We start from the raw sequence: 19,869 nt of genomic DNA on the forward strand, positions 1-19,869 counted from the left end.
CGAACCGCCCGGAAGCGCACCCCGGACGAGGCCCCGGCCGGCGGCGGAAGCGAGGCCCGCGCATGAGCCAGACCGTCGACCGCGCGCTGAGCATCCTGCCGCTGCTCGCCGAGGGCCCCGCCGACCTCGGACAGGTCGCCGACCGGCTCGGCGTGCACAAGTCCACCGCGCTGCGCCTGCTGCGCACCCTGCACGCACACGGCCTCGTCCACCGCCAGCCCGACCAGCGCTACCGCCTCGGCGCCCGGCTCTTCGCCCTCGCCCAGGAGGCCGCCGAGCATCTCGACGTCCGCGAGATCGCCCACCCCCACCTCGTCGAACTCAACGAGAAGTGCGGCCACACCGTCCACCTCGCCGTCCACGAGGAGAACGAGGTCCTCTACATCGACAAGGTGGACAGCCGCTATCCCGTCCGGATGTACTCCCGGATCGGCAAACCGGTCGCGATCACCGTCGCCGCGGTCGCCAAACTGCTCCTGGCCGACCTGCCCGAGCCCGAGCGCCGCGCCCTCGCCGCCCGGCTCGACTACCCCCGCTACACGTCCCGTTCGACGCCCGACGCCGCGGCCTTCCTGGCCGAGCTGGCCAAGGTGCGCGAACAGGGCTGGGCCACCGACCTCGGTGGCCACGAGGAGTCCATCAACTGCATCGGCGCCCCCATCCGCGGCGCGGACGGACGGGTCGCGGCCGCCATGTCGCTCTCCGCACCCAACGTCGTGGTGAGCGCCGAGGAACTCCTCACCCTGCTCCCGCTGTTGCGCCGCACCGCCGACGCCATCAGCCGGGAGTACTCCGGCACCACCAGCCCCGGCCACGAGCCGGCCCCGTGAAGCACGTGCGAAGGACACCCATGAGCGAGAAGACCGCCCTCACCCCGGCCACCCACACGACCCCGCCCGCGAAGTTCTCGCACGGCGTCAAGAAGGGCAACATCCTCCAGGTCGCCGGCCAGGTCGGCTTCCTGCCCGCCGTCGAGGGCCGGCCCCCGACGCCGGCCGGCCCGACGCTGCGCGAGCAGACCCTGCGGACCCTCGAAAACGTCCGGGCGATCCTCGAAGAGGGCGGCGCCACCTGGGACGACGCGATGATGATCCGCGTCTACCTCACGGACGTGGACCACTTCGCCGAGATGAACGAGATCTACAACGCCTACTTCGAGGAGCAGGGCCTCAAGGAGGCCCCGGCCGCCCGGACCACCGTCTACGTCGGCCTGCCCAAGGGCCTGCTCATCGAGATCGACGCGCTCGCCGTCCTGAGCTGAGGCACCAACCCACCTTGCACCGCCCGCTGTTGGCGCACCACCGCGTGCACCGTCCGCCGCACGGCACGGCGCCCCGTACGACCGGGGCGCCGTGCCGCGGTCCCCCCTGCCCGGACCCACCCCGACAACGGAGTCACCCATGGTCCTCGCCGCCGCGACCGCGCCCGCGCCACCACCGCACACCGGTGGTCTGCCGGCCCTGATACCGGGCACGCCCGGCCTGCTGACCGTCGCCGCCCTCGGTATCGCCCTGCTGCTCTTCCTGATCATGAAGGTCAGGCTGCAGCCCTTCGTCGCCCTGCTCGGCGTCTCCCTCGCGGTCGGCCTGGCCGCCGGCCTCTCCGTCACCGAACTCTTCGGCACGGTCCAGAGGTCCGACGCGGTCTCCCTGATCGAGACCGGAATGGGCGGGATCCTCGGCCATGTCGCGATCATCATCGGCCTGGGCACCATGCTCGGCGCGATCCTCGAAGTCTCCGGCGGCGCCGAGGTGTTGAGCGCCCGCCTGCTGGCCCTCTTCGGCGAGCGGCGCGCCCCGCTGGCGATGGGCCTGACCGGTCTGCTCTTCGGCATCCCGGTCTTCTTCGACGTCGGCATCTTCGTGCTGGCGCCGCTGGTCTACGCCGCCGCCCGGAAGAGCGGCAGGTCGATCGTGCTCTACGCCATGCCGCTGCTGGCCGGGCTGTCCATGACGCACGCCTTCCTGCCGCCGCACCCCGGGCCGGTGGCCGCGGCCGGCCTGTTCAAGGTCGACCTGGGCTGGATCATCCTCATGGGCGTGGTGTGCGGGGTGCCCGCGGTGCTGGCGGCCTGGGCGTACGCCGCCTGGATCGGCCGGCGGCTGTTCGTGCCCGTCCCGCAGGACATGGCCGAGGCCGCCGAGGAGGCCCGGGCCACGGTGGCCGCCGAGCAGGCCGAGGGGGGCGGGGCCGCCCTGCGGGAGAAGCCGGTCGCGTTGGGCACCGTCCTCGCCATCATCGGCACCCCGCTGGTGCTGATCCTGCTGGCCACCTTCTCCTCCATAGCCCTGCCCCCTTCCACCGGCCGCTCGGTCGTCGAGTTCCTCGGTCACCCCTTCGTCTCCCTGACGCTCGCGCTGCTGCTGGCGTACTACCTGCTGGGCGTGCGGCGCGGCTGGTCCCGCAGGTCCCTGGAGGCGGTCTCCACCGCGTCCCTCAAGCCGGTCGGCAACATCCTGCTGGTCGTCGGCGCGGGCGGGATCTTCGGCGCGGTCCTCAAGGGCAGCGGGGTGGCCACCGCGCTGTCGGACACCTTCCACCACGTCGGCCTGCCGGTGATCGTGCTGGCCTATCTGTTGTCGCTGGTGCTGCGGGTGGCCCAGGGCTCGCCGACGGTGGCGATCGTGACCACCGCCGGGATCGTGCTCCCGCTGGTCGAGGCGCAGGGCCTCTCCCAGGCCCGTCTGGCGCTGGTCATCATGGCGATCTCGGCCGGCTCGATCTTCGCCTCGCACGTCAACGACGGCGGATTCTGGATGGTCGGCAAGTACTTCGGGATCTCCGAACGCGACACGCTGAAGACCTGGACGGTCCTGGAGTCGGTCCTCTCGCTCGCCGGCTTCGCGGTGGCGGCGGTGGTGAGCCTGGTCGTCTAAGGACGCGGGGGCGTCCCCCCCCCGGTCAAGCGGTGAAGGTGTCAACTCGTCACCGATTTCCGGAAATTCATTGCCGTGGGGCCGGGACCGGCGAACAATGCGCGTGACAAAAACGGAGCGGCGCGGAACTGACACCGCGCCACTTCGCACACAGAGCTGAGAGGATCCCCCACATGTATCGACCTCTCGTCGGCACCCTGGCCACCGCCGTACTGGGAGCTGCCGCCCTGGTGACGGCCGCCGCCCCCGCGGGCGCCGCCCCGGCCGGTGCCGCCGCGCACCACAAGCCGAAGCCCCCGCGGACGCAGGCCGTCGACTTCGCGGGCACGGTGGCGCTGGATGACTGCTCCGGTTCGATCGTCAAGATGCCCACCTCGCAGCCGGACGACCCGGCGCTGGTGATGACCAACGGTCACTGTCTGGAGAGCGGGATGCCCGCCGCGGGCGAGGTCATAGTCGACCAGCCCTCCAGCCGCAGCTTCACCGTCCTGGACAAGTCGGCCGGCGACCTGGGCACGCTCCAGGCCACCAAGATCGCCTACTCGACGATGACCGACACCGACGTGACGTTCTACGAGACCGGCTCCACCTACGCCCAGATCCAGCAGAAGTACGGGATCAAGCCGCTGGAGCTGTCCACGGACCACCCCACCAAGGGCGCCGGGATCACCGTCGTCTCCGGTTACTGGAAGAAGACCTACACCTGCAACATCGACGGGTTCGTGCCCACCCTCAAGGAGGGCGACTGGACCTGGAAGGACTCGGTCCGCTACACCCCCCAGTGCAAGACGATCGGCGGCACCTCCGGCTCGCCGGTGATCGACAACAGCACCGGCAAGGTCACCGCGATCAACAACACGGGCAACGAGAACGGTGAGCGCTGCACCGTCAACAACCCGTGCGAGGTGGACGCGAACGGCAACGTCACCGTCCACAAGGGCACCAACTACGCCGAGGAGACCTACACCATCCCCAAGTGCTTCGGCACCGGCAACAAGCTCGACCTGAACGCCGCGGGCTGCACCCTGCCCAAGCCCTCCGGCATCCGCCGCTGACCGGAAGCGGCTGACCGCAAGCCGCTGAGCGAAAGCCGCCGACCGCAGGCCGCCGCCGTGGCCGGGTGCGACCAGGTCCCGTGCACCGCGTGCACGGGACCTGGCCTTCGGGGGGTGGCGTCTTGGGGGGATGCCGGCTACGGCAGTTGGTGGACGTGCCCGCCGACCTGGCTCGCGAAGCCGCTGCCGTTCGCGGCGTCCCAGTTCGTCGACCAGGTCATCGCGCCCCGCAGCCCCGGATACGTCCGGGACGGCTTGAACGAGCCGCAGTTCCGGCCCGCGGTCAGGCAGTCCAGCGCGGCGTTCACCACGGCGGGGGAGACGTAGCCGCCGCCCGCCGCGGTGGGCGAGGCCGGCAGGCCGAGGCCGACCTGCGACGGGGCCAGCCCGCCCTCCAGTTGGGTGCAGGCGAGCGCGGTGAGGAAGTCCACCGTGCCCTGGGAGTAGACCTTGCCGTCGCAGCCGTTCATCGCGCCGCTGTTGTAGAACTGGGTGTTGACGACGGTCAGGAAGTCCTTGATGGCCAGCGCCGTCTTGAAGTACTCGTTCTGCGGCGACAGCATGTCGACGGTCTGCGGGGCCATGGTCACCACGACGTCCGGGTGCTTGGCGTGCACGGCCTTCAGCGCCTGTGTCATATAGGTGGAGTTGAGGCCGTTCTCCAGGTCGATGTCGACGCCGTCGAAGCCGTACTCGTCCATCAGGCCGTTGATCGAGTCGGCGAAGTTCTGCGCCGAGGCGTCGTCGCCGACCGAGACCGCGCCCTTCTCGCCGCCGACCGAGAGCACCACCGACTTCCCGGCCGCCTGCTTGGCCTTGACGTCCGCTTTGAAGTCGGCCGCCGAGCCGTAGCCGACGGCCGGGTCGAGGGTGAAGGTGACGCCGCCGGGCTTTGCGGTCGTGTCGGCGAAGGCCACCGCGATGATGTCGTAGGCGTCGTCGACGTCCTTCAGCTTCTGGACCTTGGCGCCGTTGTCGAAGTTCTGCCAGTAACCCGTCAGGGCGTGTTTCGGGACGGCCGCGGCGTGGGCCGCGGGGGCGGGGCGGTGCGCCGTCGGGCCGGTGGCCCCGGCGGTGCCGGCGGGACCGGCGGCGACCAGGCCGCCCGACGCCAGCGCGGCGGCGGCCAGCCCGGCCAGCAGCCGTCCGCGGACGGGTCTCGCCCCTGCCGCAACAGCCATTGCTGTCCCGATCGTTGGGCCTGTTGTCCCTGCTCCTCGGCGTGCGCGAACCACGACTGCCTCCGTGTGGGGGGTGGTTGGGAAGTGGTGCGGGTGCGCGCTCAGGGGCCCCTGGGCTTGCCGTACAAGGTGGTCCAGACCAATAAACGGTGTCAAGGGGCCGACGGGAAGCGGGTGTTCCGATGGTCGCGGCTTGTGTGGAATGCGGGGTTTCCCTGTGGACCGACGGGCAAGACGAGTAGCCCAGAACGTGTTCTCCGGGACGTATCTCTGTAGATAAAGTGCAGAGCGTATGGCGCCGATGGCGCAGAGCTGTGCCGATCCGCGGTCCCGGGTGCCCCGGAGGCCGGAAGGAGTGGGGGAGCGACGTGCCGACCGCGATTGCAGTCACCAGCCCGGACCTCGCGCTGCCCGCCCCCGTCGACCGGAGGACGCCCGCCGCGGTCGTCCTCCGGGCCCCGCACCAGCAGCCGTTGGACGACGCGCTGACGGAGATCAGCGCGGTCCTCGAACACCACGGCCATCTCGTCGTCCTGTATTCCGCCGCCTGCCCGCCGGAGCACGTCCGCCGGCTGCACACCCTGCGCGCCGTCCTGGAGAGCGACCGGATCGCCATCCTCCCCAGCGCCCTGCCGCCGCTCGGCGTCGCCGTACTCGCCTGCCAGCTGCGGCAGTTGTCGGTGTGCGGCTTCAGCCCCGGCGTGCTGGCCTGCGCGGCCCGGCTGCTGGCGCACTACGTCCACGCCGGGGCGCTGCTCGGCAGCGTCAGCGGGCTGGACCGGGTCGAGGTGGACCTGCGCTCCCATGTGAAGTCCTGGCTCCCCGGCGCGCACTTCGCGGTCCTGGCGACCCCGCAGCCGCAACTGCTCCACCTCGACCGGAACAGCACCCGCGCCGGACTCCGCCCGCCCGGATTCGCCACCCAACTCGCCGTGGCCCGCGGTCAGTTGACCGCAGACTGGGTGACCTCCGCGCTCGCCCCGGCCTGGCAGGTGCAGGGCGTCTACGAGGCGCGGCTGCCCACCGAGTCCGCCCGCTGGTGGGGCACCCAGAAGCTGATCGAGTTCGCCGCCGCCATCCCCGATCCGGCGCTGCTCAGCCGCCTGGTGGCGTCCGTCCGGCGGGAGGAGTGCGGCTGGTGCGGCCAGGAGGTCATCGGCGACCGCTGCGCGTTCTGCGCGGCGCCGCTGGCCCGGGACCGGGCGGGCGGCGGCTCCGGCGGGCGGACACCCGCCGCCATAGCCGGGGCGCCGGCCGCGGCCGCGGCGCCGGCGCCCGCCCCCGCCGCCGACCCGCCCGCGGCCCCCGCACCGCCCGCCGCCGCCCCCGACCCGTCCGGCGGCTCACCGCTGTGGCAGCGCGGCCTGTCACCCGTGGCGCCCTCCGGCGTGCCCGGGGTCGTCGGCATCACGGGAATGCCGGGCCCACCGGGGCCACCGCCGGTCGCCGGCCCACCCCAGGCCGCCGGGCCGCCCTGCGCCACCGGCGCACCCGCCATCCCGGGAGCACCGCCCGCCGCGGGCACTCCGTACGGCGCGGGCGTCCCCTATGGCACCGGCGCCCCCTGCCATACGGCCTCCCCGTACGGCACCGGCGTCCCCGGCGCCACGGGCGTCCCGGGCATCACGGGACTCCGTGGCGGCGCCCCCGGTGTCCGCGGCGGGCCCGGCCCGCTCGACGTCCGTGGACCGGGCGCCATGGCCGGTCCGCCGCCCGGTCCGCCCGGCCACCCGCACCAACCGGGCCACCCCGACCTGCACACCCTCCCCGGTGGCGCACGGACGGTAGCCCCCGTGCGCTGACCCCGAGCCCGCACCGCCCCCTCCGCGCCCGGTCCGCCGGTCCCGCCCGCGCCCGGCCGCCACCCGCCCCGACCGCCCCGCCCCCGTCCCGATCGAGGTCCCCCGCCCATGAACTCACGCCAGCGCCGCGGAGTGATCCTGCTGCTCCTGTCCGTCCTGTGTGCGGTCGGCGCCTTCGTCGGCGTGCTGTCGGTGATCAGGAGCGTCGAGTCCAAGATCGGGCAGGAGAAGACCGCCTACCGGCTCAGGACGGACGTCGCGGCCTATAAACCGCTGGATCCGGGGCAGTTCGAAGAGGTGAGGATTCCGCAGCGGTGGCTGCCGCCCACCGCGGTGACCGACCTGGACAAGGTCAGCGGCAAGATCGCGGTGACCCCGCTCAAGAAGGGCTCGCTCCTCCAGGACGACATGATCGTCGACCGGCCGGCGCTCAAGGCCGGCCAGCAGGAGATCGCCATCATGATCGACGCCGCCACCGGCGTGGCCGGCAAGATCAACCCCGGTTCCCGGGTCAACATCTTCGCCACCTTCGACGGCCGCCGCCCCGAGGACAAGCCGGTCTCCAAGGTCATCGTCGCCGGCGCCCAGGTCATCGACGTCGGCAAGCTGACCCCGCTGGAGGCCAAGGACCCCGGCAGCCCCGCCGCCACCAGCCGCCAGCCCGGCCAGGCCGTCCCGATCACCTTCGCACTGGACACCCAGGACGCCCAACGCGTCGCCTACGCCGAGTCGTTCGCCTCCCATGTGCGGCTCGCCCTGCTCGCCCCCGGCACCCAGGCCACCGTCCCGCCCGGCGAGCGCACCTACACCCTCGACGGCGACAAGTGACCCGGAGGCCCAGGTGACCATCCGCATCCTCCCGGCCGTCGGCGACCCGGACGCCGCCCGGGCCGTCGCCGCGCTCCTCGACCAACTCCCGGACGCCGAACCGGCGCCCGCCGTCGCCGACGGCACCGCGCTGCTCAACGCCCTGGCCGGGGCCGCCGGAGCGGCCGCCCAGCCGTCGCCGGCCCCCGCCGGGGCCCCGCCCGGCGGACCGGCCGCCGCCGTCCAGGCGCTCCCCGAGGTCGTCCTCGTCCACGAGCGGATCGGCCCGCTGCCCGCGCTGGAGCTGATCCGCGAGGTGGCGCTCCGCTTCCCCGCCGTCGGCGTCGTCCTGATCACCGCCGACGCCGGCCCGGCGCTGTACTCCGCCGCGATGGACGCCGGCGCCCGCGGCATCGTCGGACTGCCCCTGGGCTACGACGAACTGGCCGCCCGGGTGCAGGCCGCGGCCCAGTGGGCGACGGGGGTGCGCGTCCACCTGGGGGGCAACCCGGACGCGCTGCCCGCGCCGACCGGCACCCTCGTCACCGTCACCGGCGCCAAGGGCGGCGTCGGCACCACCGTCACCGCCGTCCATCTCGCGCTCGCCGCGCGGGCCGGCGGCGCCCGCGTCGCACTCGTCGACCTCGACCTCCAGTCCGGCGACATCGGCTCCTATCTGGACGTCCAGTTCCGCCGCTCGGTCGTCGACCTCGCCGGCATCCAGGACATCTCCGCCCGGGTCCTCCAGGACGCCGTGCACGCCCACCACACCGGACTCGGCCTGCTGCTCGCCCCCGAGGAGGGCGAGCGCGGCGAGGAGGTCGACGACCGGGCGGCCCGCCAGATCGTCGGCGCCCTGCGCTCCCGTTACGACGTGGTCGTCGCCGACTGCGGCTCCCAGATGCAGTCCGCCAACGCCGTCGCCGTCGAACTCGCCGACGTGGCCCTGCTGGTGACCACCCCGGACGTGGTCTGCGTCCGCGCCGCCAAACGCCAGGTGCGGCTGTGGGACCGGCTGCGGATCCGCAAGGCCGAGGACACCACCACCGTCGTCAACCGCCTCACCCGCCACACCGAGATCCAGCCGGCGCTGGTCGCCAAAGCCACCGGCACCCGGGTCGCCCGTACCCCGGTCCCAGCCGCCTTCAAGGAACTCCAGCCCTGTGTCGACGCGGGCCGGATGCAGGACCTCGACGCCCGCTCGACGGTCCGCACCGCGCTGTGGGAGCTGGCCGGCGAACTGGGCCTGGCCGGCCCGTCGGCCGCCGCCGGGACGGGCCGCGGCGGCCACCGCAACCGCCCCATGCTCACCGGGCGCAAGCGCAAGGCCCTCACCACCGGGGCGGCGCCCGCACCTGGGACGGGCCAGGGGCCGGCACCGGGGACGGGGACGTTCGGCGCCCGGCACGGCGCCCCGGGGGGACCCGGCGGCCCCGGCACCCCCGGCACGTTCGACCCGACCGGCCCCTACGAGGAGGGCTGAGCGATGCGGCGTCCCGCAGGGCCCGGTCCGGCGCCGGGCGGCCGCCCCCGCGACCGCGGCCAGGTCTCGGTGGAGTTCCTCGGCCTGCTCCCGCTGATCCTCGTAGTCCTCGCCCTGCTCTGGCAGTTCGTGCTGGTCGGCTACACCTACGCGCTCGCCGCGCACGCCGCCGACCGGGGCGCGCGGGCCGCCAGTGCCACCGAGGGCGGCGGCGCCGGCGCCTGCCGCACCGCCGCCGCGCACCAGCTCCCGCACGCCTGGCAGGGCGGCTCCAGCACCGCCTGCAGCACCGTCCCGGGCCTGTGGAAGGCGACGGTCCGGATCAAGGTCCCGGTGCTCTTCCCCGGCGCCGGCACCTTCCCGTGGACGGTCACCGGCACCGCGGGTGCCGCGAAGGAGGCAGCGGCCCGATGATCCGCCGACCCCCCGCCCGCCCCCGGACCCGCCGGCGCGCCCGCGACCGCGGCTCCGCCTCCCTGGAGTTCCTCGGCATCCTCCCGGTCCTGCTGCTCGTCGCCCTCGCCGCCGTCCAACTGGGCCTGGCCGCCTATGCCGTCCAACAGGCCGGCACCGCCGCCCGCGCCGCCGCCCGCACCGCCGCGATGGACCCCACCGACCAGGAGACCGACCCGCAGACCGCCGGCCGGGCCGCGCTCAGCGGCTGGGTCGCCCACCGCGCCTCGATCAGCGTCGCCGGCTCCGGCAACGCGGTCAGCGCCACCGCGACCGTCCAGATCCCCTCGATCCTCCCCGGCGCCGACTTCGGCTCCGCGCGCCGCAGCGCCACCATGCCCCGCCCCGAAGGAGCCCCTGGAGCGCCGGCGTCACCACAGCGAACGGTCGGAGGAGCGCCCGGAGCGGCGCAACCACCACGAACGGACGGAGAGGCGCCGCCGCGATGAGTCTCAAAGCCCGGATCGTCGCCCCCGAAGCGGCCGGCGAGGACCGCCAGGACGGCCACCTCGTCGCCGTCTACCGCGCCAAGCTGCTGGAGGAGATCGACCTCGCCGAGATGTCCGCGCTGACCGCCGCCGAGCGCCGCTCCCGGCTGGAACGCGTCCTGGGCCACCTCATCAGCCGCGAGGGCCCGGTCCTCTCCACCGCCGAACGCGCCCAGCTGATCCGCCGGGTGGTCGACGAGGCACTCGGCCTCGGCGTCCTCGAACCCCTCCTGGAGGACGCCTCGGTCACCGAGATCATGGTCAACGGCCCCGACCAGGTCTACGTCGAACGGCACGGCCGGGTCGAGCCGGTACCCGTCCGCTTCGCCTCCCACGAGCAGCTCATGCAGACCATCGAGCGGATCGTCTCCACCGTCAACCGCCGGGTGGACGAGTCCCATCCGATGGTCGACGCCCGCCTGCCCACCGGCGAGCGGGTCAACGTCATCATCCCGCCGCTGGCCCTCAACGGCGCCACCCTCACCATCCGCCGCTTCCCGCGCGCCTACACCCTCGCCGAACTCATCGGCATCGGCACGCTCGACGAGCAGATGCTGATGCTGCTGGCGGGGCTGGTGCGCGCCAAGTTCAACGTGGTGGTCTCCGGCGCCACCGGAGCCGGCAAGACCACCCTCCTCAACGCCCTCTCCGGCCTCATCCCGGACGGCGAACGCATCATCACCGTCGAGGACGCCGCCGAACTCCAGCTCCAGCAGAGCCACGTCATCCGCCTCGAATCCCGCCCGCCCAACGTCGAGGGCAAGGGCCGGATCACCATCCGCGACCTGGTCCGCAACTCGCTGCGGATGCGCCCCGACCGGATCATCGTCGGCGAGGTCCGCGGCGGCGAGACCCTCGACATGCTGCAGGCGATGTCCACCGGCCACGACGGCTCGCTCGCCACCGTCCACGCCAACAGCGCCGAGGACGCCCTGATGCGGCTCCAGACGCTCGCCTCCATGTCGGACGTCGCCATCCCCTTCGAGGCGCTGCGCGACCAGATCAACAGCGCCGTCGACTGCCTCGTCCAGCTCACCCGGCACGCCGACGGCTCCCGCCGGATCAGCGAGATCGCCCTCCTGGACTCCCGCGGCCACGAGGACTACCGGATCGTGACGGTCTGCCGCTTCGAGGCCGCGCCGATGGGCGCCGACCGCGTGGTGCACGGCGCCTTCCACTACTTCCCACTGCCCCGCCGGGTCGCCGAACGCCTCCTCATGGCCGGCGAGTCCGCCCCGCCCGCCTTCGGCGTGGCGGCCACCGACGACCAACTCGCCACCCGGAAGGCCACCTGATGACCGGCGGGAACCCCCTGGCCCTGCTCGCCCTCGGCGCCAGCGCGCTGTGCGGCGTCCTCGCCGTCGCCGGAGTCCGCCTCTACGCCTCCGGGCGCGCCCAGCGGCAGGCCATCGTCGACCGGCTCGACGACGCGCGCGGGCTGCCGGCGGCCGGCCGGCGCCGCCGCTTCCCGTCCGTCGACCGCACCCTGCGCGGCACCCGCTTCGGCCGCCGCCTGGCACTCCGCCTGGCCGCCACCGGACTGGACGTCACCCCCGGCGAGTTCTTCGTCGCCATGCTCGCCACCGTGATCGGGCTGTGGGGGGCCGCGCAGGCCGTCCTCGCCCCGTTCTTCGGGCCGATCGCCGCACTGATCGCGGTCTGGGCGGCGTTCGCCTTCCTCAACTGGCAGCGGCAGAAGCGGATCGAGAAGTTCATCAACCAGCTCCCCGAACTCTCCCGGATCCTCGCCAACGCCACCCAGGCCGGCCTCGCACTGCGCACCGCCCTGGCGATGGCCGCCGAAGAGCTGGAGGCCCCGGCCGGTGAGGAACTGGCGAAGGTCGCCGGCAAACTCGCCGTCGGCCACTCCGTCGACGACGCCCTCGGCGAGCTGGCCGAACGCCTCCCCTCCCGCGAACTGGTCGTCCTGGTCACCACGTTGGTCCTCGCCAACCGCGCCGGCGGCACCGTCGTCGGCTCGCTGCGCAACCTCACCAAGACCCTGGAGGAGCGCAAGGAGACCCGCCGCGAGGTCCGCACCCAGCTCTCCCAGGTCGTGGTCACCGCCTATGTCGTCCCCGTGCTCGGCATCGGCACCCTGCTGCTGATGAACCGCATCGCCCCGGGCGCCATCGACCGGATGACCTCGTCCTTCCTGGGCCAACTCGCCGTCGTGGTCGCCTTCGTCCTGTACGGGCTCGGCTTCTTCCTCATCCGCCGGCTCTCCAAGATCGACGTCTAGACGAGTGAGCCCGCCGGCCGGACCGCTGACCGCCGAAAGAAGGAAAGTAAGGACTGATGGCACTCGCAATCGTGCTGGCCCTCGCCCTCGCCCTGTCGGTCGTCGGCATCTGCTGCGGCATCGCGCTCTACCGCCGCGAAGCCCGGCTGCCCCCCGACCTCGCGCTGTCCCTGGAGGTCGGCGCGACCCGCGCCACCGCCGTCGGCTCGGCCGTGGACCGCACCGGCATGCGCTACGCCCCTCTCGTACTGCGGCTGATGGGCGACAAGCGGGTGGCGCGGGTCCGCCGCCGGATCGACCTGGCGGGCAACCCCGGCGGCCTCACCGTCGACCGCTACGCCGCCCGCCGTGCGGTCTACGGCGGCCTGGGCTTCTTCGGCGCGCTGGTGATGTTCCTCAAGGGCCAGCCCGTACTGGGCGTCCTTATGGTGCTGTTCGGACTTTTCTGGACCGAAGTGGGCATCTGGGCGGCCATCCGGCAGCGGAAGGACACCATCGAGCGCACGCTTCCGGACTTTCTCGATGTGCTCGCCGTCGTGGTGAGCGCCGGTCTCGGCTTCCGCCAGGCGCTGGACCGGGTCGCCGAGAAGTACGAGGGCCCCTGGGCCGACGAACTCCGCATTACCCTCCGCCAGATGGACATGGGCGTCAGCCGCCGCGCCGCCTTCGAGGAGCTGCGGCGACGCAACGACTCCGAGCAGGTCGCACAGTTCGTCACCGCCCTCCAGCAGGGCGAGGAACTGGGCGCGCCGATCGTCGAGACCCTGATCCAGATCGCCGACGACATGCGCCGCACCGACGCCCAGAACGCCCGCCGACGCGCCGCCCGCGCGGTCCCCAAGGCCACCATGGTGGTCACCACGTTCATGGTCCCGGCCACAATGATCCTGCTCATCGCCGGCTTCTTCCTCGGCTCCGGCACCGACTTCGGCTCCCTGATGGGCAGATGACCCCGGCCCGCACCGCCCACAACAGCCCCCACTTGCCGTTTTTCCCACCCACCCACGGGAGGGGACGGGTCGGAGGGGCAGGGGTGTGCCGGACGTAAAGCGAAGCAGTCCGGTACACCCCTGCCCCGGAGGCCCGCCACCGCACCCAACAGCCCCGCGCAGCGGACCGGCCCGCCGCCAGGCGACACGGCGCCGCACCCGGCAACGTGGGAAGCCAGCCAAGCGCAGCGGACCCGCGCCGAAGGCGCAAAAGGCAAGCGCCGCCAGGCGCAAGCAAGGCGAACCCCCACGGCGGGACGGCCGACAACGTGGGAAGCCCTTGCGGACGCACACCACCCCGGCCGGATGCACACGCTCCGCGCCCCCCGTTCCCCTCAACGCCTTCGCAGGAGCAACGAGTTGTGCCACAGTGGTGACGCCGGTCGACTGCGGCGCACCGCGGCGCACCGCGGCGCACCGCACCGCCGCACACCGCACCGCGGTTGCGCCGGCGACCGGACCGCATGGGCAGGGACGCAGACGGCAAGCCGGGGGATGCCGGAGGGGGCGGGGTGGCTGAGGTGGCGCGCGGTGGCCGAAACGTGACGCCCGTTCCCTCGTTGGTGGTTTCGGACGAGGGGGAGGTTCGGAACCTCTGTTCCGGGAACGCCGTTCCGGCGTACTTTTCTCGTGTCATGAGCGCGGACGAGCGCACCACGGGGACACACCGGCCGAACCAGAGCGGGACGGCTGCCCATGGAGGGGAAGACGATGGCGAAGCGGTTCATGAGGGACGACCGGGGACAGACCTCGATCGAGTACCTCGGCATCATCGCGGTGGTCGTGGCGATCGTCCTGGTCCTGTCGACCACGGACTTCGGCAGCCAGATCGCCAACGCCATCGCCAACAAGATCTCCGACGTCGTCGGGATCTGATCCCCGCCACTCCGCCCGTGCCGGCCCTCACAGCCACGCGCCGCCCCCGCCGCGACGCCGGACAGACCCTGCCGATCTACCTCGTCGCGATCGGGGGCCTGCTCTTCCTCGCGCTCGCCTTCTTCGCCGTCGGCCAGGCGGCGGCCACCCGCAACGGCGCGCAGACCGCCGCGGACGCGGCCGCGCTGGCCGCCGGCCAGAAGTACCGCGACGAGCTGCGCAAGGGCGTCCTCGCCGGACTCCGCGACGGCACCGGCACCGGCGACCCGACGGCCTGGACGGACCTCCTCGCCGGCCGCGGCGTCCCCTCCGGCCCCGCCTGCGCGAACGCCGACTGGTACGCCGGACGCAACGACGCCGCGGTCTCCTCCTGCACCCCCAACTCCTGGCCGACGTCGTTCGCCGTCACCGTGAAGTCCCGTCGCGCGGTGGGCGATTCGGTGATCCCCGGCACCGCCGGCACCCACGCCTCGGCCGCGGCGAAGGCCATCGTCACCCCCCGCTGCACCGCCACCCCGCCCGGCGGCGGCCCCACGACCACCCCCACCCCGACTCCCACCGGGACGGGCGGCGGCAAGGACACCGGTCCCGCCCCCCGCACCCTCGTCTGCGCCGGCAAGGGCTGGACGCTCGACCCCGACCGCCCCCAGGACCTCCCCACGGCCGCCGACCTGTTCTCCGTACGCCTGGCCCGGTGACCGCCGCCCCGCCCCGGCCCTCCACCCACCGGCCCCGCCGCCCCATGACCCCATCGATGACCCCCACCGACCTCCCGACCGCACTCAGCGAAGGAACGCATCCATGAGCATTCGGCGCACCACGAAGGCCGCCAGGGGAGCGGTCGCCACGGCGAGCGCGATCGGCCTGGCCCTCCTCGTGGCCGGCTGCGGTGGGGGCGACGGCGGCACCGCGCAGAAACCGGCCGACCGGAAGCCGGCCTCCCACAGCGCCACCCCCGCCGGCGGCGGCGACGGCTCCCCCGCGGCCGACGCCGACAAGGTCATCGGGGAGATGAAGGGCGCGGACGGCGTCGTGGTCACCCTGAACTCCGCGGTCCGCGACGCCGGCGGCTTCGTCACCGTCGAGGGCACCGTCACCAACCACGGCACCCGCGCCTTCAACGCCATCGACTGGCGCTCCAGCGAGACCGAGCTGAAGTCGCGCTCGTCCGTCTCCGGCGCCACCCTGGTCGACATGGCGGGCAAGAAGCGCTACCTCGTCCTCCGCGACACCCACGGCGAGTGCCTGTGCACGACGGGCCTGAGCGGACTGCTCCCGGGCCAGAGCCGCCCGATCTTCGCGCAGTTCCCGGCCCCGCCCGCCAAGGTGACCGAGGTCGACTTCCTGCTGCCGACCCTGCCGCCGGCCACCATCAAGATCACCGATTGAGCCGCCCGCGATGACCGCCTCCCGTACGGCCGTCACGGCCGCCGCCGCGCTCCTGCTGACCGTCGCCCTGACGGCCCCCGCCGCCCACGCCGACCCGCCGGGCGTCACCGAGGACACCACCGCGCCGGTCCGCATCGACCCCACCAACCCCCACCTGCGGATGGTCCAGGGCGCCACCCTCGCCCCGCCCAAGGTCCTCAACATCAAGTCCGTCGTGGAGACCGACGACGGCTCCGAGAGCCGCCAGGACACCAACGACAACATCACCTTCTCGCTCCAGGCCGAGGTCCTTTTCAGCAAGGACAGCGCCGAGCTGTCGACGGACGCGCTGGCCCGGATCAGCGCCATCGCCGACGAGGTCAGAAAACAACACGCCACCCGGCTAAGGGTCTTCGGCTTCACCGACAACCTCGGCTCCGTCGCACACGGCCTGGTCCTCTCCAAGCAGCGCGCCAACGCCGTCCAGCGCGAACTCGCCGTCGACCTCGGGTCCTCCGCCACCTTCCAGATCCGCGGCTACGGCGAGCAGTACCCGGTCGCCGACAACAGCACCGAGGCCGGCCGCCGCAAGAACCGCCGCGTGGAGGTCAGCTTCCCGCGCAACGGCGGCTGACGCGCCACCGCCCACCAGCGACGGCCGGGGATCGAGTATTGGACCACTCGATCCAATAAGTGTTACGGTCCTTCCATGGCTCGACCCAGGAAGTTCGACGAGGGGCGGGCGGTCGACGCCGCGATGGAGGCGTTCTGGGCCGCCGGCTATGAAGCGACGTCCACCCAGGACCTGTGCGACGCCACGGGCCTCGGACGCAGCAGCATCTACAACACCTTCAAGAGCAAGCACGACCTCTTCGAGCGCGCCCTGGCCCGCTATATGGAGCGCAAGAACGGCGAACTCGCCGAACTCCTCGACAGCGACACCCTCACCGCCCGCCAGAAGCTCCGCGCCGTCCTCCAGCGCGTCATCGACGAGGAGTTCACCCGCCACCCCGACGGCCGCGGCTGCCTCGTCGTCAACACCGCCGTCGAGGTCTCGTCCCACGACGCCCCGGTGGCCGCCACCCTGGAACGGGACTACGGCCTGCGCCTGGAGATGATCCGCGCCGTGATCGAGTCCGGCCGGCGCGACGGCGACATCGCCCCCGACAAGGACTCCCGCACCCTCGCCCACCTCCTCATCGCCTCGATCGCCGGCCTCCGCGTCTCGGCCCGCGCCGGCGTCGACCGCACCGCCCTGGAGAGCGTCGCAGACGCCGCCCTGACGGCCTTCTGACGCCAACCGCCCAGGGGTGACGGGATGGTCCCGCCCCTCCCGCGAGCCACCCTGCCTCACCATGGCCAAGTTTTGAACCGACCTATCCAAAACCAATCGACGACACCCATCACCGGTCAACCGACCACCCACCACCGGCCGTTGACCACCCCCACCGTCCAACCCACTTCCCCCAGGAATCCACCCATGCCCCTTGCCGTCCACCTCCTCGGCCTGGCGATCTTCGCCCAGGGAACCTCCGAGTTCATGCTCTCCGGCCTGCTCCCCAACATCGCCACCGACCTCGGCGTCTCCCTCTCCGACGCCGGCCTGCTGATCTCCGCGTTCGCCATCGGCATGGTCGTCGGCGCCCCCGTGCTCGCCGTCGCCACCCTCCGCGTCCCGCGCCGCACCGCGCTCATCGCCTTCCAACTGGTCTTCGTCGCGGGCCATGTGGTCGGCGCACTGGCCCCCGGTTACGGCGTGCTCTTCGCGACCCGAATCGTCAGCGCCGTCGCCTACGCCGGCTTCTGGGCGGTGGCCGCCGCGACCGCGGTGTCCCTGGTGCCGCAGGAAGTGAAGGGCCGGGCGATGTCCGTGGTCGCGATGGGGCTCACCCTCGCCACCGTCGTGGGCGTCCCCGCCGGAACGGTCCTCAGTCAGCACGCCGGCTGGCGCACCGCCTTCTGGGCCGTCGCCGCCCTCACCCTCCTCAGTGCCCTCTCCCTCCGCGCCGCCCTCCCCGCCGTCGCCGGCGGCACCGAACTGCCCAACCTGCGCCGTGAGTTGACCGGTCTGGCCTGCCCCCGGCTCTGGCTCTCCTACCTCATCACCACCCTGACCTTCGGCGCCGGCGTGGTCACCTTCAGCTATCTCGCCCCGCTCCTGACCGAGGTGACCGGACTCCCCGCCGGCTGGGTCCCCGCCGTCCTCGCCCTCTACGGCATCGGCGGCCTGATCGGCATCACCGTCGGCGGCCGCTACGCCGACTCCGCCCCGCTGCGCACCCTCATCGTCGGCGCCGCTCTGCTCACCCTGGCCTCCGCCGCCCTGGCCCGCACCGCCGCCCATCTCCCCGTCACCCTGGTCCTGGTCCCCGTCCTCGGCTTCACCGCCTACCTCGTCAACCCCGTCGTGCAGTCCCGGGTCTTCCGCCTCGCCCCCGACGCCCCCACCCTCGTCCCCGCGGTGAACACCTCGGCCTTCAACGTCGGCATCACCCTCACCCCGATGCTCGGCGGCCTGACCATCGACGCCGGCCTCGGCCTCCCCTCCGTCGCCTGGGTCGGCGCCGCCACCGGCCTCCTCGGCCTCGCCGCCACGGCCTGGGCCGCCACCCTCGAACGCCGCAACCGCCCCGCGCCGCCGCCGCTCACCGCCACACCCCGCACCCCCGTCACCACCGCCGCCACCACCGATTCCTGACCGCCAACACCCCACGCCCCAGCGGCGATCAGCCCCACCAGCTCACTCGCCCGCCCTCGTTCCCGGTCCGCAGCCGCACCCGCACCCCGCGGCGCACCCCCCACCCGGCCATCGTCCCGGCCTCCGCCTCCAGCACATGCCGGGCCCGCAGCCGCGGCCGCCCCAACCGCCACGGCCGCAGGGTGCACACGTCCACCACCACCAAGTCCCGGTTCAGATAGGCCACATCGATCGCGAACCGCATCCGGAACGTGTGCACCCCGCTCGCCGGAGTCAGCAACAGCGCCCCGGCGATCCCGTCCCGCCCCAGCAACCCCCGCGTCCGGGCCCGATACGACGCCGCGATCTCCACCGGAACCCGCGCCCCGGCAACCTCCAGAACGCCCCGGCCATCCACCCAACTCCCCATGCCCGCAAGTTCTATCAACCGCCGCGCTCTAGGGTCGAGCCCGTGCCCGTCACCCTGATCGCCCTCGCCGCCGCCTACGGAGCTGCCACCGGGCTCCTCCTGCCACGCCCCGCGCACCGCCTCTCCGTGGAACCGGAGGAGAACTGGCGCGCACACTGCCCTGAGGGTCATCCGCTCACCGGCGCGGCCCGCGGCTGGCTGGGCCCGGCCCACTGCCCGGACTGCCGGGCGCCCTACGGGCCGGCCGCACCGCCGACCGCGGCCGCCACCGCACTCGCCTGCGCGGCCCTCGCGACGACCGCCGGCCCCCGCCCGGAGCTCGCCGCCTGGCTGCTGATGACCCCCCTCGCCGTCCTCCTGACGCTCGTCGACCGCCGGGTGCAGCGCCTCCCCGACGTCCTGACCCTGCCCCTGGCCGGGACCGCGGCCGCCGCGCTCGGCGCCGTCGGCTGGCTCACCGGCGCCCCCGGCAGCTGGCTGCGCGCCCTCCTCGGCGGCCTCGCCCTGGCCGCCGGCTACCTGCTCCTCCACCTCCTCAACCCCGCGGGCCTCGGCCTCGGCGACGTCAAGCTGGCGCTCGGCCTGGGCGTCGCCCTTGGGTGGTACGGCTGGCCCACACTGATCACCGGAGGCGCGGCCGGCCTGCTGCTCGGCGCCCTCTACGCGGCACTCCTCCTGCTCAGCGGCCGCACCGACCGCAAGGCGACCCTGCCCCTGGGCCCGTTCATGATCATCGGCGCCTTCTGTGCCCTCCTGATGGGCGCCGCCGCACCCGCCTAGCCACGCCGTCCGCCCCGCGATGCGCAAAGCACCCCTTCCGTGGGGTTATGGTGGAAGCCCCCCCTCGGGCCGGTCCGTATCCCCCCACGGACCGGCCCGCTTTTCGTTGCACTTGGCTTGCTTCCCACGTTGTCGGGTTTCCCGCCGTGCGGGGTTCGCCTTTTTGCGCCTGGCGGCGCCATTCCGCTGCGCGGGGCTGTTCGGCCGCGGTGCCGGGCCTGCGGGGCAGGGGTGTGCCGGACTGCTTCGCTTTACGTCCGGCACACCCCTGCCCCTCCGGCCCGTCCCCTCCCGTTGGGGGTGGGAAAGACGGTGGGTGGGGCGTGTGTGTGAGTGGTCCGGCGCGGGCCGTTTATCAATTG

The 19,869-nt window shown here is 73.2% G+C and carries 21 protein-coding genes; 19 read left to right on the plus strand and 2 right to left on the minus strand.

Features of this window, described 5'->3' with window-relative positions; translation table 11 throughout:
• Positions 1 to 62 precede the first annotated feature (62 nt).
• The 4 genes from B073_RS0130185 (at position 63) to B073_RS0130200 (ending at position 3,931) form a co-directional block, all read left to right on the plus strand.
• Positions 63 to 830 carry an IclR family transcriptional regulator gene (locus B073_RS0130185; protein ID WP_018541817.1) on the plus strand — a complete coding sequence of 256 codons (768 nt, stop codon included), beginning with the start codon at positions 63 to 65 and terminating at the stop codon, positions 828 to 830.
• A gap of 20 nt (positions 831 to 850) precedes the next feature.
• Positions 851 to 1,261, plus strand: coding sequence for a RidA family protein (locus B073_RS0130190; RefSeq protein ID WP_018541818.1), 411 nt, complete (start codon positions 851 to 853; stop codon positions 1,259 to 1,261).
• A 139-nt stretch (positions 1,262 to 1,400) separates the two neighbouring features.
• Positions 1,401 to 2,876 carry a GntP family permease gene (locus B073_RS0130195; RefSeq protein WP_018541819.1) on the plus strand — a complete coding sequence of 492 codons (1,476 nt, stop codon included), beginning with the start codon at positions 1,401 to 1,403 and terminating at the stop codon, positions 2,874 to 2,876.
• Positions 2,877 to 3,049: 173 nt separating this feature from the next.
• Positions 3,050 to 3,931, plus strand: a complete 882-nt coding sequence (locus B073_RS0130200) for a S1 family peptidase (RefSeq protein WP_018541820.1) — start codon at positions 3,050 to 3,052, stop codon at positions 3,929 to 3,931.
• A gap of 137 nt (positions 3,932 to 4,068) precedes the next feature.
• On the opposite strand, the gene B073_RS0130205 is transcribed toward B073_RS0130200, so the two are convergent.
• Positions 4,069 to 5,112, minus strand: a complete 1,044-nt coding sequence (locus B073_RS0130205) for a chitinase (protein WP_018541821.1) — start codon at positions 5,110 to 5,112, stop codon at positions 4,069 to 4,071.
• 368 nt (positions 5,113 to 5,480) lie between these two features.
• On the opposite strand from B073_RS0130205, the gene B073_RS47315 reads away from it, so the two are divergent.
• From B073_RS47315 to B073_RS0130275, 14 genes are all read left to right on the plus strand, one after another.
• Entirely contained in the window at positions 5,481 to 6,914 is a 1,434-nt protein-coding gene (locus tag B073_RS47315; protein ID WP_018541822.1) for a hypothetical protein, read from the plus strand.
• 108 nt (positions 6,915 to 7,022) lie between these two features.
• Positions 7,023 to 7,742 (plus strand): Flp pilus assembly protein CpaB, encoded by a 720-nt coding sequence (gene cpaB / locus B073_RS0130215; protein ID WP_026247868.1) that lies wholly within the window; start codon positions 7,023 to 7,025, stop codon positions 7,740 to 7,742.
• Positions 7,743 to 7,755: 13 nt separating this feature from the next.
• Positions 7,756 to 9,204: an AAA family ATPase gene (locus tag B073_RS49115; protein ID WP_018541824.1), complete on the plus strand. Its 1,449-nt coding sequence runs from the start codon at positions 7,756 to 7,758 to the stop codon at positions 9,202 to 9,204.
• 3 nt (positions 9,205 to 9,207) lie between these two features.
• Positions 9,208 to 9,618, plus strand: coding sequence for a TadE family protein (locus tag B073_RS0130225; protein WP_018541825.1), 411 nt, complete (start codon positions 9,208 to 9,210; stop codon positions 9,616 to 9,618).
• Positions 9,615 to 10,106 carry a TadE/TadG family type IV pilus assembly protein gene (locus tag B073_RS0130230; RefSeq protein ID WP_018541826.1) on the plus strand — a complete coding sequence of 164 codons (492 nt, stop codon included), beginning with the start codon at positions 9,615 to 9,617 and terminating at the stop codon, positions 10,104 to 10,106. The genes B073_RS0130225 and B073_RS0130230 overlap by 4 nt, the downstream gene beginning before the upstream one ends.
• Entirely contained in the window at positions 10,103 to 11,440 is a 1,338-nt protein-coding gene (locus tag B073_RS0130235) for a CpaF family protein (RefSeq protein WP_018541827.1), read from the plus strand. Before B073_RS0130230 ends, B073_RS0130235 begins: the two co-directional genes overlap by 4 nt.
• Positions 11,440 to 12,387 (plus strand): type II secretion system F family protein, encoded by a 948-nt coding sequence (locus B073_RS0130240; RefSeq protein WP_018541828.1) that lies wholly within the window; start codon positions 11,440 to 11,442, stop codon positions 12,385 to 12,387. The genes B073_RS0130235 and B073_RS0130240 overlap by 1 nt, the downstream gene beginning before the upstream one ends.
• A gap of 56 nt (positions 12,388 to 12,443) precedes the next feature.
• Positions 12,444 to 13,337 carry a DUF5936 domain-containing protein gene (locus B073_RS0130245; RefSeq protein ID WP_018541829.1) on the plus strand — a complete coding sequence of 298 codons (894 nt, stop codon included), beginning with the start codon at positions 12,444 to 12,446 and terminating at the stop codon, positions 13,335 to 13,337.
• Between the two features lie 750 nt (positions 13,338 to 14,087).
• Positions 14,088 to 14,252 (plus strand): Flp family type IVb pilin, encoded by a 165-nt coding sequence (locus B073_RS45980; protein ID WP_018541830.1) that lies wholly within the window; start codon positions 14,088 to 14,090, stop codon positions 14,250 to 14,252.
• 17 nt (positions 14,253 to 14,269) lie between these two features.
• Positions 14,270 to 14,950: a pilus assembly protein TadG-related protein gene (locus tag B073_RS0130255; protein ID WP_018541831.1), complete on the plus strand. Its 681-nt coding sequence runs from the start codon at positions 14,270 to 14,272 to the stop codon at positions 14,948 to 14,950.
• Positions 14,951 to 15,053: 103 nt separating this feature from the next.
• On the plus strand, positions 15,054 to 15,641 hold the full coding sequence (locus tag B073_RS0130260) for a hypothetical protein (protein WP_018541832.1): 588 nt from the start codon (positions 15,054 to 15,056) through the stop codon (positions 15,639 to 15,641).
• Between the two features lie 10 nt (positions 15,642 to 15,651).
• Complete coding sequence (locus B073_RS0130265) at positions 15,652 to 16,254, plus strand: OmpA family protein (protein ID WP_018541833.1); 603 nt, start codon at positions 15,652 to 15,654, stop codon at positions 16,252 to 16,254.
• 75 nt (positions 16,255 to 16,329) lie between these two features.
• Positions 16,330 to 16,914: a TetR/AcrR family transcriptional regulator gene (locus tag B073_RS0130270; protein ID WP_026247869.1), complete on the plus strand. Its 585-nt coding sequence runs from the start codon at positions 16,330 to 16,332 to the stop codon at positions 16,912 to 16,914.
• A 186-nt stretch (positions 16,915 to 17,100) separates the two neighbouring features.
• The gene (locus B073_RS0130275; RefSeq protein WP_018541835.1) at positions 17,101 to 18,318 is read left to right on the plus strand and encodes a Cmx/CmrA family chloramphenicol efflux MFS transporter; all 1,218 of its coding nucleotides are present in this window, start codon (positions 17,101 to 17,103) and stop codon (positions 18,316 to 18,318) included.
• A 28-nt stretch (positions 18,319 to 18,346) separates the two neighbouring features.
• Here B073_RS0130275 and B073_RS0130280 read toward each other — a convergent pair whose 3' ends face one another.
• Positions 18,347 to 18,727, minus strand: a complete 381-nt coding sequence (locus B073_RS0130280) for a DUF192 domain-containing protein (RefSeq protein WP_018541836.1) — start codon at positions 18,725 to 18,727, stop codon at positions 18,347 to 18,349.
• Positions 18,728 to 18,769: 42 nt separating this feature from the next.
• Here B073_RS0130280 and B073_RS0130285 point away from each other — a divergent pair, with 42 nt between their 5' ends.
• Positions 18,770 to 19,507, plus strand: coding sequence for a prepilin peptidase (locus B073_RS0130285; protein WP_018541837.1), 738 nt, complete (start codon positions 18,770 to 18,772; stop codon positions 19,505 to 19,507).
• Positions 19,508 to 19,869: the final 362 nt, after the last annotated feature.

Source organism: Streptomyces sp. MspMP-M5 (assembly GCF_000373585.1).
Lineage (GTDB): Bacteria > Actinomycetota > Actinomycetes > Streptomycetales > Streptomycetaceae > Streptomyces.

Coding starts and splice junctions, on each gene's coding strand:
- B073_RS0130275 (WP_018541835.1), top strand. CDS start 17,101: ATGCCCCTTGCCGTCCACCTCCTCGGCCTGGCGATCTTCGCCCAGGGA.
- B073_RS0130205 (WP_018541821.1), bottom strand. CDS start 5,112: ATGGCTGTTGCGGCAGGGGCGAGACCCGTCCGCGGACGGCTGCTGGCC.
- B073_RS0130200 (WP_018541820.1), top strand. CDS start 3,050: ATGTATCGACCTCTCGTCGGCACCCTGGCCACCGCCGTACTGGGAGCT.
- B073_RS45980 (WP_018541830.1), top strand. CDS start 14,088: ATGGCGAAGCGGTTCATGAGGGACGACCGGGGACAGACCTCGATCGAG.
- B073_RS0130245 (WP_018541829.1), top strand. CDS start 12,444: ATGGCACTCGCAATCGTGCTGGCCCTCGCCCTCGCCCTGTCGGTCGTC.
- B073_RS0130195 (WP_018541819.1), top strand. CDS start 1,401: ATGGTCCTCGCCGCCGCGACCGCGCCCGCGCCACCACCGCACACCGGT.
- B073_RS0130240 (WP_018541828.1), top strand. CDS start 11,440: ATGACCGGCGGGAACCCCCTGGCCCTGCTCGCCCTCGGCGCCAGCGCG.
- B073_RS0130265 (WP_018541833.1), top strand. CDS start 15,652: ATGACCGCCTCCCGTACGGCCGTCACGGCCGCCGCCGCGCTCCTGCTG.
- cpaB (WP_026247868.1), top strand. CDS start 7,023: ATGAACTCACGCCAGCGCCGCGGAGTGATCCTGCTGCTCCTGTCCGTC.
- B073_RS0130260 (WP_018541832.1), top strand. CDS start 15,054: ATGAGCATTCGGCGCACCACGAAGGCCGCCAGGGGAGCGGTCGCCACG.
- B073_RS0130185 (WP_018541817.1), top strand. CDS start 63: ATGAGCCAGACCGTCGACCGCGCGCTGAGCATCCTGCCGCTGCTCGCC.
- B073_RS0130280 (WP_018541836.1), bottom strand. CDS start 18,727: ATGGGGAGTTGGGTGGATGGCCGGGGCGTTCTGGAGGTTGCCGGGGCG.
- B073_RS0130230 (WP_018541826.1), top strand. CDS start 9,615: ATGATCCGCCGACCCCCCGCCCGCCCCCGGACCCGCCGGCGCGCCCGC.
- B073_RS0130235 (WP_018541827.1), top strand. CDS start 10,103: ATGAGTCTCAAAGCCCGGATCGTCGCCCCCGAAGCGGCCGGCGAGGAC.
- B073_RS0130190 (WP_018541818.1), top strand. CDS start 851: ATGAGCGAGAAGACCGCCCTCACCCCGGCCACCCACACGACCCCGCCC.
- B073_RS0130225 (WP_018541825.1), top strand. CDS start 9,208: ATGCGGCGTCCCGCAGGGCCCGGTCCGGCGCCGGGCGGCCGCCCCCGC.
- B073_RS0130270 (WP_026247869.1), top strand. CDS start 16,330: ATGGCTCGACCCAGGAAGTTCGACGAGGGGCGGGCGGTCGACGCCGCG.